The organism is Vreelandella sp. 21 (genome assembly GCF_050995515.1).
GTDB lineage: Bacteria > Pseudomonadota > Gammaproteobacteria > Pseudomonadales > Halomonadaceae > Vreelandella > Vreelandella alkaliphila.
The window spans coordinates 871,618-884,839 of sequence record NZ_CP194673.1 but is presented as its reverse complement, the minus strand read 5'-3'; the positions used below and the strand labels follow the sequence as shown (position 1 = coordinate 884,839).

Annotated in this window: 13 protein-coding genes; 5 read left to right on the top strand and 8 right to left on the bottom strand. The window is 55.4% G+C overall.

Going from position 1 to position 13,222, the window contains the following annotated elements; genetic code table 11:
- Positions 1 to 36 precede the first annotated feature (36 nt).
- The 3 genes from ACN06F_RS04065 to fhuB are packed head-to-tail and all read right to left on the bottom strand — an operon-like array spanning position 37 to position 4,515.
- Positions 37 to 1,692 (bottom strand): multidrug ABC transporter permease/ATP-binding protein, encoded by a 1,656-nt coding sequence (locus ACN06F_RS04065; RefSeq protein WP_433924699.1) that lies wholly within the window; start codon positions 1,690 to 1,692, stop codon positions 37 to 39.
- 46 nt (positions 1,693 to 1,738) lie between these two features.
- On the bottom strand, positions 1,739 to 2,518 hold the full coding sequence (gene fhuF, locus ACN06F_RS04060; protein ID WP_095602560.1) for a siderophore-iron reductase FhuF: 780 nt from the start codon (positions 2,516 to 2,518) through the stop codon (positions 1,739 to 1,741).
- Positions 2,515 to 4,515, bottom strand: coding sequence for a Fe(3+)-hydroxamate ABC transporter permease FhuB (fhuB, locus tag ACN06F_RS04055; RefSeq protein ID WP_271910193.1), 2,001 nt, complete (start codon positions 4,513 to 4,515; stop codon positions 2,515 to 2,517). The genes fhuF and fhuB overlap by 4 nt, the downstream gene beginning before the upstream one ends.
- A gap of 174 nt (positions 4,516 to 4,689) precedes the next feature.
- Between fhuB and ACN06F_RS04050 the strand changes: the two genes are divergently transcribed.
- Both ACN06F_RS04050 and ACN06F_RS04045 read left to right on the top strand, forming a co-directional pair.
- Positions 4,690 to 5,634, top strand: coding sequence for a siderophore-interacting protein (locus tag ACN06F_RS04050; protein WP_038481936.1), 945 nt, complete (start codon positions 4,690 to 4,692; stop codon positions 5,632 to 5,634).
- 206 nt (positions 5,635 to 5,840) lie between these two features.
- Positions 5,841 to 6,638, top strand: a complete 798-nt coding sequence (locus tag ACN06F_RS04045) for an inositol monophosphatase family protein (protein WP_433924698.1) — start codon at positions 5,841 to 5,843, stop codon at positions 6,636 to 6,638.
- A gap of 81 nt (positions 6,639 to 6,719) precedes the next feature.
- Here the strand turns inward: ACN06F_RS04045 and ykgO are convergent, their stop codons facing one another.
- Together ykgO and ACN06F_RS04035 are read right to left on the bottom strand one after the other, a co-directional pair.
- Positions 6,720 to 6,860, bottom strand: a complete 141-nt coding sequence (gene ykgO, locus ACN06F_RS04040; protein ID WP_082072625.1) for a type B 50S ribosomal protein L36 — start codon at positions 6,858 to 6,860, stop codon at positions 6,720 to 6,722.
- A gap of 12 nt (positions 6,861 to 6,872) precedes the next feature.
- On the bottom strand, positions 6,873 to 7,142 hold the full coding sequence (locus ACN06F_RS04035; protein WP_095602579.1) for a type B 50S ribosomal protein L31: 270 nt from the start codon (positions 7,140 to 7,142) through the stop codon (positions 6,873 to 6,875).
- Positions 7,143 to 7,410: 268 nt separating this feature from the next.
- Between ACN06F_RS04035 and ACN06F_RS04030 the strand changes: the two genes are divergently transcribed.
- Positions 7,411 to 8,178 (top strand): ABC transporter ATP-binding protein, encoded by a 768-nt coding sequence (locus ACN06F_RS04030; protein WP_125745997.1) that lies wholly within the window; start codon positions 7,411 to 7,413, stop codon positions 8,176 to 8,178.
- Positions 8,179 to 8,276: 98 nt separating this feature from the next.
- Here the strand turns inward: ACN06F_RS04030 and ACN06F_RS04025 are convergent, their stop codons facing one another.
- Positions 8,277 to 9,356 carry a zinc ABC transporter substrate-binding protein gene (locus tag ACN06F_RS04025; RefSeq protein WP_433924697.1) on the bottom strand — a complete coding sequence of 360 codons (1,080 nt, stop codon included), beginning with the start codon at positions 9,354 to 9,356 and terminating at the stop codon, positions 8,277 to 8,279.
- 178 nt (positions 9,357 to 9,534) lie between these two features.
- Between ACN06F_RS04025 and ACN06F_RS04020 the strand changes: the two genes are divergently transcribed.
- Together ACN06F_RS04020 and ACN06F_RS04015 are read left to right on the top strand one after the other, a co-directional pair.
- On the top strand, positions 9,535 to 10,275 hold the full coding sequence (locus ACN06F_RS04020; protein ID WP_095602582.1) for a metal ABC transporter ATP-binding protein: 741 nt from the start codon (positions 9,535 to 9,537) through the stop codon (positions 10,273 to 10,275).
- Positions 10,265 to 11,068, top strand: coding sequence for a metal ABC transporter permease (locus ACN06F_RS04015; protein WP_433924696.1), 804 nt, complete (start codon positions 10,265 to 10,267; stop codon positions 11,066 to 11,068). The genes ACN06F_RS04020 and ACN06F_RS04015 overlap by 11 nt, the downstream gene beginning before the upstream one ends.
- A gap of 7 nt (positions 11,069 to 11,075) precedes the next feature.
- Here the strand turns inward: ACN06F_RS04015 and ACN06F_RS04010 are convergent, their stop codons facing one another.
- Positions 11,076 to 12,164: a DUF1513 domain-containing protein gene (locus ACN06F_RS04010; protein ID WP_038481928.1), complete on the bottom strand. Its 1,089-nt coding sequence runs from the start codon at positions 12,162 to 12,164 to the stop codon at positions 11,076 to 11,078.
- A 3-nt stretch (positions 12,165 to 12,167) separates the two neighbouring features.
- Entirely contained in the window at positions 12,168 to 13,199 is a 1,032-nt protein-coding gene (locus ACN06F_RS04005; RefSeq protein WP_038481925.1) for an imelysin family protein, read from the bottom strand.
- Between the last annotated feature and the right edge of the window lie 23 nt (positions 13,200 to 13,222).

Below are 13,222 nucleotides of genomic sequence, written 5' to 3'. Positions count from 1 at the left end.
ACGATGCCACTTCAATTTTATCCCGCCACGGCATTGTCAACTCACCCTTGCCACTGCGTCACGGCTGGCCGCTTCGCGCTGTTCGCCGGTGAGTTCGACCAACCGCCCTTGGCGCATTTCCAGCAGCCGGTCGGCTTGGTCGAAGTAGTGATCATCATGGCTAATCACCACCAGCGTCTTACCCAGCGCTCGTAGCTGGGGCAGTAGCTCGCGGTAAAACACCCGCCGGAACTGCGGGTCTTGATCGGCGGCCCACTCGTCCAGCAGCAATAGGTCGCGCTGTTCAGCGACCGCCAACAGCATCGCCAGACGTTTGCGCTGCCCCTGGGAGAGGTTGATGTTGGTTACCCGATCGCCATCGAAGTCGAGCTTGTTATGCATGCCGAGGGCTAACAGCCACTGCTCCACCAACATCGTATCGGGTGACTCCCCTTCAGGCCCCATCAAGCGGTCAAATAGATGCAGGTCGGTGTAAATAGCTGAGAAGTGCTGGCGATAGGTCGTCCAGTCCCCCTCCTGCAGCGGCCTGCCATCGACCCGAACACAGCCGCCTTGGGGTTGGTAAAGCCCAGTCAGCAGCCTCGCCAAGGTCGATTTCCCGCTGCCGTTACCGCCGATCAGAAACACCACCTCACCACGTTTCAAGGTTAGGTCGATAGGGCCGATGGCAAAGCCCGGCCGGGCTTCCTCATCCGGGTAGCGATAGCTGACCTGCTCCAGGGTTAGCTCTTGCCAGTCGTGGCGCAGCGCAGAGTGGCCGAACGCCTCGCGGTGCTCGGCCAGGTCTAAACTGCTGATTTTTTCAAACGCCACTCGGGCGTTAATCAAGGTCGGAAAGGCGCCAATGGCCTGCATAAGCGGCGCACGTAAAAACAGCAGCGTGAGTGAAAAAGTAGTGGCTACCTGCACCGATGCCCAACCCAGGCCGTTAGCCAAAAAGAACGCCAGACCAATGGCGCCCAGCATCATAATGTTGAACCAGTTCACCGCGCTGAGATGGTAGGTATCACCAAGAATAAAATGACGCCGACAATCCTGTGCGTTAGGCGTATAGATATCGCGATACAGCCATTCGGCACGGTCACGGTTGAGCGCCAGCTCTTTGCGCCCCTCGATCACCGACTGGTAATCCGCGTAAAGACGATCCTGTATTTCGCGCAGTTTGGCCATATGCCCATAGACCCGGGCTACCAAACGCATGCCAATCAAAACCGTCACGATCACCCAGAGCGCGGTGACACCCAGCATGGCAGGCGAAAGCCACGCCAAGTAAAGCGTGGCACCTATCGTCAGCACCCCACCCTGCACCAGTTCCGGCAAGCGTATAAAAGCAACGGTCACTGAACTCACATCGGTTGAGAGACTCGCAAGCAGTCGCGCACTACCAATCTGCTCGACCCGCTCGATATTGGTATCCAGAATCCGCTTAATCAATTGCCCCCGCAGCCGATAGACGAAATAGTGCCCCAGTGTGGTCAGCGCCAATTGCGAGGCCAATGTTATTGCTAATAGCAACGCGATCAGCCCAAGGAATTCGGGCAGAATGCGCCAGGGATCGGTAAAGGTGCCCAATAGCCGCTGATTGATAAAGGCGATAACACCGATACCCAAACCTGCACTGGCCAAACTAAGTAGTACCACGGCCACAAATGGCCAGCGATAATCACGCCATACAATCCTCAGTAGCTCCATGAACAGGGCCTCCTGGCAGTTCGAAAAGTTAGCCGATATTTGAAAGCTAGCGTTGACGTTTGGCCGGCTTATTCTCGGGTTTCAGCGGGCAACCGCCACACAGCGGCTCGCCGGGTAGCCGATATTTGATACAGCATAACCGCCGCACTCGAGCAGGCGTTTCACCGCCCAGCTCCAGATAACGCACCGGTTGATAAAGCGGGTTACGACGCCCATCGGGGAGCGTCTTGGTGGCGAGATAATCCAGCAGAGGGGCGCCCGCGCCAGCAAATTCCGGGTGCTTCGAGCAGGTCTTGCCCACGAACTCCACGTAGTGACCAAGGTTGCTCCAGAACACTTTGGCAGAAAGCCCGGAGACCTCGACCAGCGCTTCGATAAGCGGCGCACAGTGGTCATCGAATAGGCTGCTAAAGCGTGCCTGGAGCGCTTTAGAGGCCAACGGCGCGCCACCATGCGGCAGCCAGATGCGCGCCGTCTGACCGTGATCACCTAACGCCAGTCGCAGCTCACCCCCGCCGACCGGCAGCTCATAGCCCAACAGCAGGTTGGCCACCAGCGTCGGAATCGCGACACTGCTGAAGTGAAATTTCGACCAGATTGAAGCGACCGCCAGAAAGTCGGCGTCGTCACCGTGGTATCGGCGGTAACGCGAAAGCTGAGCGCCTAGCACCTTATGATCCAGCAGTTCAGAAGCTGCCAGCGTCGGTATATTAGGCTGACCAAACGCAGGTGCCTTTAAGTTATCCAACGGCGGCTGGCGGTAGAGCGCCAACAAAGCATCTGCTGGATTCGTCGCCACCGGTAGCACGCTCGCCGCTTCGCTCATAACCGCCGCAGCCCCCACATAAAGTAGGCACCGCCAATCAAAGAGGCGACCAAGCCCGCGGGCATCTCATAGGGGAAGATAATCTGACGACCTACCCAATCCGCCAACACCATTAATAGCATGCCGATCAACGCAGCACCCAGCAGGTGCTGTCCTGCCCGAGAGAAGCCGACCAAGCGCGCCATATGTGGCGCCAGCAGACCAATAAACGACAGCGGCCCCACCACCAGGGTGGCGCAGGCGGTTAGCAGTGCCACCAGTAACAGCAATGCCAAACGGGCACGGTTGAGGGTTACCCCAAGGGCCTTAGCTGTCGGTGCGCCTAAGGGCAAGATATCCAGCCAGCGAGTAAAGGGCAGCGTGACCAGTGCCAATACCGCGGCAATGCCGCCGACAACAATGGCATTGGTGACATCCACGTAATAGGTAGAGCCCGCCAGCCAAGCGATCACCTGCTGGCCCCGAGGATCGCCACCCGCCAGCATAACGCTACGCACCGCATCAAACAGGGCGCTGACGGCTACCCCGGTAAGCAGCAAGCGCTCGGGGAGATAGCCGCTCTTGCGGTTGATGCCCACCAGCACAAGCAGCGTTGCAAAAGCCCCCAGGGTCCCCACACCAATCAGCATCATATTGGTGGGCGCGGGCAGTAAGAAGATCCCCAAAATTAGCGCAATGGCACAGCCACCGCTGATACCCAATACCTCGGGGCTAGCCATAGGGTTGGCGGAAAGGCGCTGAAGAATCGTCCCGGCAATTGCCAGCATTAGCCCACTCGCCGCTGCCGCCATTACCCGCGGTATGCGCCACTGCATCACGTTCCAGTTATCCGGCGACAGTAAGTACCAGCCATCGACACCCTGCCCCACCAGCAAGCCAAGCAATGTGGCGCCCAGTAGTGCGAGGAGTAAACCAGTCGCCAAACGGGCAGGCGAAGGATGGCGATGAGCAAAAACACCCGCCCCTTTCGGCGGCTGATCGCCCTGTAGTTTCAGGCGCGGAATCAGCCACATTAACAGCGGTGCCCCCAGGGCACCGGTAATCGCCCCAGTAGGAATAAAGGCTGCCACCATGCCACCGAAATGCTGTAGCAGCAGGTCTGTGGTGGCCAACAACACAGCCCCTAGTAACGTCGACCAAAGCAGCCGTGGCCCTAAGCGCCGCGCACCGGCCATACGCACAATATTGGGCGCTGCCAAACCGATAAAACCGATGATCCCCACCACGCTGACAATGCTACCGGTAATAAATACCGCCAGCCCCATCCCCGCAAAACGCAGATAGGTCAGCGAGACCCCCAGACTTTTGGCGCTGGCATCGTCCAGTTCCAGCACTGCCAAAGGGCGTAGTAGAAACCAGGCTGCCACGCAGCTAATCGCCAGCCGTGGCCAGAGAACCGCCACGCCATCCCAACCGTTTTGCGCCAGCGAACCCGCACCCCAAATCAGCAGTCCTGAAAGCGCCTCGTGGTTAAACAGCAGCAGCGCTGTAGAAAGCGCCCCTAAGTACAGATTAACCACCAAGCCCGCCAGCACCACCACGATCGGCGCCAGCCCGCGCCGCCACGAGAGCAGGAAAACTAACCCAACCGCCAGCGCTCCACCCGCTAAGGCAACCCATTCACGGCCCACTACCAATAGCCCTGGGGCCATAAGAGTGGCGGTCATCAACGCCAGGTTAGCGCCCGATGCCACCCCTAGGGTGGTGGGCGAGGCCAACGGGTTGCGCAGCACTTGCTGCATCAGTACACCCGCCAACCCCAAGCCGCCCCCAGCTAGCAGCGCGATCGAGAGACGCGGCCACCACGCATAGTGAAGCAACAACTCGTCGACGTTCTCAAAGGAGGGCGCCACTAACGCCTGCACCCCCAGCATAAAACCGCCCTGTCCCTGCAGACCTACCCAAAACAGCACCACCATCGGCAAGCTAAGCAGCAGGCAAGCTTTTGCAGGCGACATCCCCCCCATTCGCTGGGTCAATTGCGCAGCGCTTAGCATAGCGAACAACCTCTTGTCATAGCCGGGCAGATCGCTACACAGGGCCTGATAGGCAGCAGAGTCATTTCTTAGCCTTACTCTTTTCTGGAGTTGGTGGTTGAATTATCCGTAACGATTCTAAATGATAATAATTAGCACTACAATTAACACCATTTATTAATGGAGACAGCTACGATGGCGGCTAAACAGACCTACCAGCTTTTCGATATCACTCTCGCTCGGCGGACCCAAGTCAGCGCCTCATTAGTCAGGTTCACCTTTACTGGCCCTGCCGTCAGCCAAATGGCGACCTACGCTCCGGATCAGCGCGTCAAACTGTTCTTCCCTGAAGGCGGTGGTAGCCTCGATCCACTGTTTGAGATTGCCAAGCTGGCAGAACACGATTGGTACAGCGCCTATCGCGCACTGCCAGATGCCCAGCGTCCCTCTGGGCGCACCTACACCATTCGTGACCTGCGCCCAGAGCAGGCTGAGGTGGATGTAGAGTTTGTGCTCCACGGAGACAATGGCCCTGCCTCACGCTGGGCAATGCGCGCCCGCCCAGGTGATCGGCTAGCCATGACAGCCCCCGACGCTAAAGCGGAAGGCCCCAAGCAGGGCTACGAATGGAAGCCGCCCCAAGGCGTGCGCCGTATTCTGATTATCGCCGATGAAACCGCTCTCCCCGCTGCGGCCGGTATTCTAGAAACCCTTGATGACCTGCCTCTCAAACCCAAGGTCGAAGCACTACTCGAAGTGCCTCGCCGCGACGATGTTCAACCGCTACCCCAGTCCGCAAAGCTGCGCTGGCTGGCACGTGACGCTGAGCCCGGCTGTCAGCATGGTGAGCTGATGATGAGAGCCCTGCGCGATATTGATTTACATAAGGAAATTCAAGCGCTAGGCGGCACGCCTACTAACGTCACTACCAGTGCCACGACCAACGATGAAAGCGACGATGAAGACGCCCCGCTCTGGGAACCCGCCACTCTGGATGACAGCGCGCCCTTCTACGCTTGGATTGCCGCTGAAACCAAAGTCGCTATGAAGCTGCGCCGCTACTTAGTCAACGAGTGCGGGTTACCCAAGCAGTACGTTACCAGCATGGGCTACTGGCGACTGGGCAAGGCCAATGGTTAAAGGAACGGCAAATAACAAGGTGTTAAACAGTGACTCCATAAGCAAGCCAGCTCTCGTGACTGCCCCAGTTTGATAGGGACGACACTCATACACCAAGAGCAAGCCACCAAACCAAGACTGCCCACTGTCATCGCCACGTCATGGATGGTTCGTTACCTTTATCAACTGATTTGATAACAGCCATATAAGCCCCAAGGAGAAACGACATGCTTGAGAGCGAAAACAGCTTACTGGAAACAGTTAAACAAGCAGCCTATGAGGCGGGCGTGCTGTTGCGCGAGGGGTATTCGCAAAAGGGGCGGATTGCCTTCGAACAAAAGGGGGCGTCAGACTTTGTGAGCTACTACGATAAGGCCGCCGAGAGTATCATTATCGACTGCATCAGCAGCGCCTTTCCCGATATCGCTTTCCTCGGTGAAGAGAGCGGCCTGACGCCCACCGATAGCGACTATACCGTGATCATCGACCCTCTTGATGGCACCAGCAATTTTCTGCATGGCGTGCCTCACTTCTCGGTGTCTATTGCGGTCACCAAAGGTGATGCGCTAATTATCGGTGTTGTCTATCAACCACTCCTTGATGAGATGCTTTGGGCAGGCCAAGGCGCGGGTGCCTTTCTCAATGACCGCCCGTTAACAACACCAGTCCCTCGCCCGCTGACCGAGATGCTGGTGAGCACTTGCCTGCCTTACCATGCCAAAGGCGACTGCACGACAGCGCTAAATCAACTCGCGACATTAATGCCTCAAGTGGCGGGTATCCGCAGCCCTGGTTCAGCAGCACTTGAGATCGCTTATCTCAGCCTAAGCCGGTTCGATGCTTTTTGGTCGCAAGGCGCCGCGCTCGACTTCTGGGATATCGCTGCCGGTATTGTGATAGCTCGGGAAGCGGGATACACCGTCACGGATATCTCTGGTGAGGCAAATCCTGTTCAATGGAACAGCCTAATTGCTGCGCACCCCGAACAGCATAGCCAACTGCTAACATGTTTAAGCTCTTGCTAACAAAAGATCCGCCCTTCAGAGTTCAAACACCGTATTGTGCGTTGATAAAAAATAAGCCGCTGGACCCAGGAGATTCCCTGCTTATTTTTTGTGCTTTCCTCCCTGGCGCGCTTTGAAGCGCGGATTCGTTTTACAAATGACATACAGCCGTCCGCGACGTTTGACCACTTGGCAATCAGGATGGCGGTTTTTGGCGGACTTGAGCGAGCTAAGCACTTGCACTCTATATATCCTCTACTTAGCGCCAGAAGAGCGGCGCGAAACCAAACCGAAGCGCTGCTGAAAACGCGCCACCCGACCTTCAGCAGAAACTCTGCGCTGCTCGCCGGTATAGAAAGGGTGAGAAGCGCTAGAGACATCCAGGTCAATCAATGGGTAGGTATTGCCATCATCCCAGACAATTGTCTGCGTTGAGGTACAGGTAGAACGGATCCGAAACGTGGCACCACAGCTGGTATCGCGGAACACTACGTAGCCATAAGCGGGATGTATGCCCTTTTTCATACTCAACTCCTTCAACCCAAAAGATACAAGATAACATAACAATTACACATGATTCTCATTAACATGTAAAGATTATCTTGCAGGCCTATCCCCGTTAACTCACAACTCAACGCTTGCCCCGTAGCACTGCGTTAGCCGCCAATACTCAAGCCCTCGTAGGGCTTATCTAAGCCCAACAACAGAAATCTTTTAATTTTTTTGTTAAAAATGAGAACCATTAGCACTAGAATAGAGCCATTATTATTAACCCTATCGCCAGGAGTCATTCATGTTCGAGGTCAAAGGCGCTACCTTTGAAATCAATGGTAAGCAGATTCTAAATCCCATTGACCACAGCTTTCATGAGGGCAAGGTTTACGGCTTGATTGGCCACAATGGCTCGGGAAAGTCGACGCTGATTAAGCTGATGGCCCAGCAGCAACCCACCAGCCAAGGCGAGATTCACTTTGACCAGCGTCCACTGCGTGACTGGGGAAATCGCGAGTTCGCTCGTCAGGTAGCTTATCTGCCCCAGCATTTACCCAGTGCTGAAAGCCTGACTGGGCGCGAGCTGGTGGCTTTTGGTCGCTACCCTTGGCACGGCCTGCTCGGTCGCCATAACCAGAAAGACAAAGACGCCATTGATCGCGCCATCGCCCTTACCCACACAGAGGCCTTTGCCGACCGCTTAGTCGATACACTCTCCGGCGGCGAGCGTCAGCGAGTATGGTTGGCTATGCTACTCGCCCAGGGAAGTCGTTTCTTGCTGCTCGATGAGCCACTAGCAGCACTGGATATTGCTCACCAAATTGAAGTGCTAGCGCTGGTTCGCAAGCTATGCGATGAGCTGAACCTTGGCGTCATTATTGTATTGCACGATATCAATATGGCATCACGCTACTGTGATGAACTGATGGCACTGCATAGCGGTCGCTTGCTGGCCCATGGCAGCCCGGATGATTTGATGAGTTGCAGCACCTTAGAAGCGATTTATGGCCTACCCATGCAGGTGATGAAACACCCCAATGGGGAGCACAATATTGCTGTAGCCCAATGAGTGAAGACATACCGACGCGCTAATGCCAGACGAGATCACTGTCCACATTAGCGCGCCTATTTAATTACTCCTTCTTGATACCGGCTTTCCAGACTGACTCACATCGTGTCGGTACAGTGTTGTATTTCATCAGCCATTTGGTTAAGTAGTGCGTCGTAAAGCCCTGCACCTAGTGTTAAGCCAACGCCTAGAGGATCCATTACACCAATATAAACATCCGTATCGCCAAAGACAGTATCAACGATTTGCGGATTAAATTGCGGTTCGCTGAATACACACGTAACGCCTTCTGCATCAACTAACTGCTGGATAGTTTCAATACGTCTCGGGCTGGGCGAGGATGCGTCGCCGATAGAAATAGCACCAGCCGCAGTGACACCCAACGCTTTTTCAAAGTACTGATAGGCATCGTGAAATACGATAAAGCGAGTCTGCTCGCTATTGGCTAAGCGTTCCTTTAAATCTTGCTCAAGTGCTTCAAGTTCTTGCTGGCCTTGTGCCGCATTAGCACGATAGTGGGCGGCATTGTCAGGATCGATTTCGCTAAGTTGCTGGGCAATGGCATCGAGCCAGCGCCGCGCATTACCAGGATCCAGCCAACCATGTGGATCTTGCCCATCGTGATGATGGTCGTGGTCGTGGTCGTGGTCGTGGTCGTGGTCGTGGTCGTGGTCGTGGTCGTGGTCGTGGTCGTGGTCGTGGTCGTGGTCGTGGTCGTGGTCGTGGTCGTGGTCGTGGTCGTGGTCGTGGTCGTGGTCGTGGTCGTGGTCGTGGTCGTGGTCGTGGTCGTGGTCGTGGTCGTGGTCACCCAGATCAAACGTCGCGCCTTCACGATATGCAAACGTATTAATGCCGGGTACGCCCATTAGTTCCAGATGCTCGGCGTCGTTTGCCAAATTGGCGATCGGAGCCGATAACCAAGGCGTTAGATCATTACTTACCCATATGACCACATCAGCATCATTTAACACTTTGGCTTCCGAAGGCCTCAGTGAGTAGCCGTGGGGTGATGCACCAGGCTGAATGAAAAGGTCGGGAGTCCCGAGATCCCCCATAACTTTGGCCACTAGCGAATGGACCGGCGGAATGTCTACCGCCACACTAGGAACGGCTGCCAAGGCTGACAATGGAAAGCTCGCTAATACCGGCAGGGTGTAACGTAAAAGTCTGTACTTCATGATGTTCTCCAAATTATCAAAACCATAATGCCCCCTCTTTCATAAGTTCTATTTAGGAAGCCATACGACCTAGTTAGAAAGCGTTGATAGCCACAGAAGCATTAGTCCTTATTTTTAATATATGATATAACATAACAAATTGAATCAGAATAGCAATTAACCGAGAGGCTGCAAGCTGATGTCTCAATTCACACCCGGTAATGCCCCTCTCCTGCGCGCCAAACAAATCAATGTTCTGATCAGTGGCCAGCATATTTTGAGAGATATTAATCTGACATTGCACCGTGAAGAGATTGTCACGCTGATTGGCCCAAATGGCTCAGGAAAATCAACGTTAGTTAAAACATTAGTTGGGGCCATTAAGCCAACATCAGGCTATGTCGCCATTGATGAGAAGTTGTCTATCGGTTATGTGCCCCAGCGACTCCATTTAGACTCAACGCTACCGATGACGGTCTCACGCTTTATTAACCTTCCTCACCGCCATGCCCGCCGCGATGTGCAGCAAACATTAGCAAACGCGGGGGTCGAGGCATTGGAAAATTCCGCCATGAGCCACCTGTCAGGCGGCCAACTCCAACGGGTACTGCTGGCCCGGGCGCTTATCACAAAGCCAGACATCTTAATTCTCGACGAGGCAACACAAGGGTTGGACTATCGAGGCATTGCGGATTTTTATAAAAAAATTGAAGAGGTTCGCCAGCACTACCGCTGTGCCGTATTGATGGTCAGCCATGACCTTCATGTCGTCATGCGTACCGCCGACCATGTGCTGTGCTTAAACGGCCACATCTGTTGCGAGGGCAAACCAGAACGTGTTGCGTCCTCCCCAGACTATCAAGCGTTATTCGGTGAACAGACAGCACAGATGCTTGCTTTTTATCGTCATCACCATCAGGAGGCAGCCCATGCTGGATGACTTCATGTGGCGCGCGACTATTGCTGGGATATTCGTTGCCCTTGCTGCGGCACCGCTTGGCTGCTTTGTGGTTTGGCGACGCATGGCTTACTTTGGTGATGCGACATCTCACGCCGCTATCCTTGGCGTTGCGCTGGCTTTAATGTTCAATCTCTCTATTTTTGCAGGCGTATTAACCGTTGCCCTCACTATGGCCGCTTGCGTAACGCTACTCAGCGGGCGCGGTTATGCCATGGATACGCTACTCGGCGTTATGGCTCACTCGGCCTTGGCGATCGGCCTGGTCGCTGTTTCATTTATTTCGGGAGTCCGGATTGACCTGACGGCATATTTATTCGGCGATATCCTGGCCGTTGGCCAGGATGACCTGTGGATCATCGGTGGCGGCGCATTACTGATATTGGCGTTACTCTTCTGGCGTTGGTCGGCACTTCTGACTGCCACACTGAGCGATGAACTTGCCTACGCCAATGGCATTCAGCCCCGCCGCGAGCAATTGGTCTTAACTCTTTCTCTTGCCCTGGTCGTGGCTGTAGCACTCAAGGTGGTCGGTGCATTGCTAATTGCAGCCTTACTGATTATTCCTGCTGCAACGGCAAGGCCTTTCTCCAGAACGCCTGAAATTATGGCACTAGTAGCTATGTGTATTGCGACATTGGCGGTCACGTTGGGACTCAGGGCCGCTTACTATTTTGATACCCCCACGGGGCCGACGATTGTTACCTTGGCCGCTGGCTTTTTCGCGCTTTCGACTCTAGGGATAAATGCTTTTCGCTATTTAAGTCAACGTTAAGTACCTATCAGGTCAGATGGTTATCCCAGCGGAATTCCTGGGTGACGAGCAACTCGGGCACTGCCGTGTCAGGCGTTACACGGTAGAGCCCGCCCTGGCCGGAGGAGACCAGAAAGCCGCCGTTACCATCACAACGGGCCCCCGCAGCGTCGGGTAACTCCAAGTTAGCGTTCAAGCGGCCTTGTTCAGCATCCAGCAGCAGCACCCGATTGCCGCGAGGTGCGGTCACCAGAACAGTTGCCGAAACACGGCTAAACGCGACACTAGCGGTGTAGTGCCGCAGGCTGGCGGTGACCTCATCGGGCAGCGCCAGCTCAGAGAAGTCTCCGGCAGCATCCAGACGACAAATCAGCGGATAGGATTCCCACTCAGGGCCTTCAAATTGGTATCCGGCGATCACCGTGCCGTCCGCTGCCACGTCCAGATGGCGGCAGCTAAGCTGGTGGTGCGAAGGAGCGTGGCGGGCTACTACTTCGCCGCTGTGGCGGTTCATAAGCATCAGTGCTGGGGCCATGGTGTCCAGATTGAGCTTTACCCGGCCGTAGTCTGGATGAGTCTGGATGCCGCCCAAACCAATAACTAGAGTGTCGCCATCCGGCATCAGCCGAAGCTCATGGGGCCCGATACCACCCAGCGGCATATCACGGACATGGGTGTAGTCGTTGGCAGCATCGTAAACGCGCACTAGCCCGGCGCTGTCCTCCAAACGATTAGCGGTGACATACAGGTAGCGCCCGTTCAAGTCGAAAACGCCATGCCCGTAGAAGTGATAGCCCTCCCCGGCCGCAATGGTGTGGGCTAATTGGCGGCTGTCCCCATCGATCACATGCATCCGTGTACCGGGACGGCGAGCGAACAATACTGCCTGGCGGGAATCAGGCCGTAAACAGCCGCCGTGACAGCGCTCGGGCACTTCGATCATAAAGCGGTTTTTACCATCCAGTGCTACCCCAGCGATGTAATGCTTCCCATCAAGACCATCAACCGCGCTAAACAGCCAGTCAGCATTTTCGCGCCCTGGCATCGCCCAGCTCAGCGGTGTTAGTGCCATTACGACACTTCCCAGGCCAGCTTTCAGCACCTGCCGTCGCTGCATAGCTCAATCTCCATCGCTAGAATTAAAGCCACGCACCAGGCCAAGCTCGGCCGCAATTTCGGTCCCCAGCAGATAGTTCAACTGACCAATATTGAGGTAAAGCGATTGCTGGCCACGAAATGCCTCGTCGTCAAGTGACGTTGTCAGCCCCGGTGGCAGATCACCCGTCTTGGCTAACGTCTTATCCAGTTGATCACGAAATGCCTCGGCGAGTGGCAGTGCATCGGCTTCACGCAGCAACGCCGAGAGCCCTGGAAGAAACCCCGTCCGCAGCCCTTCAAGCGTACTTTCCACCAAACGAATGGAGTTACCGCTACGCCAGGCTTCCGCTAAATAGCGGTTAGCGGGCGATCCTTGCAGGCCCATTGGCTCACCAAGACGTTTCTGTTCGAGGGTTTCGAGCGCTTGAATAGCGTTAGCCAACGTGGTTTCGGTGTAACGCGGGGTATCACGATAGTGCACGCCAAAGGCCTGCCAGTCGCGTTCCAGCGCGTTACTAGTGTCTGCGAGATGGGTAGAGATAGCCTGCAACAAACCACACATCGCCGGCTCACCAAGTGGCCGGTCACTCATGGCGTCGTCATAAAGCAAGTACTCAATAGCCGGAAATCCCTGAATCGCGACGCTATCGCTAGCGATGTCTTCAACCGTTGGCGTGGTGCCAGCTTGCAACCACCCTTCTACCTTGCTACCTACTAGGTTCTTGCGGTCTGGCCAAAACTGAAGTTGCCAGCCACGGCTGTTCTGCTCAATGGGTCCAAACTGGACAAAGCGCACCGCCTGCCAAGCTTGATAAGCACCCAGCCAGTCGCTTTCAAGCCGCTGTTTAAGCGATTCATCGGGAGCTTGGCAAAAACGCGTTGCGCTAGCCTCCAGGCGCTCAGAGGCATTACTGAGTTCGGCATACTGCTGCGCTATCGCGCTATGCCAGATATCACGCGGTGTATTGGTGTCCGCATCAGCAGAAACCAATGCAGAAAGGGGGGCCGCTAAAAACGCAACCGCCACCCCCAAACGACGAAGAGAAGCAATCACATAAACTCCTTACCAATAGTCGA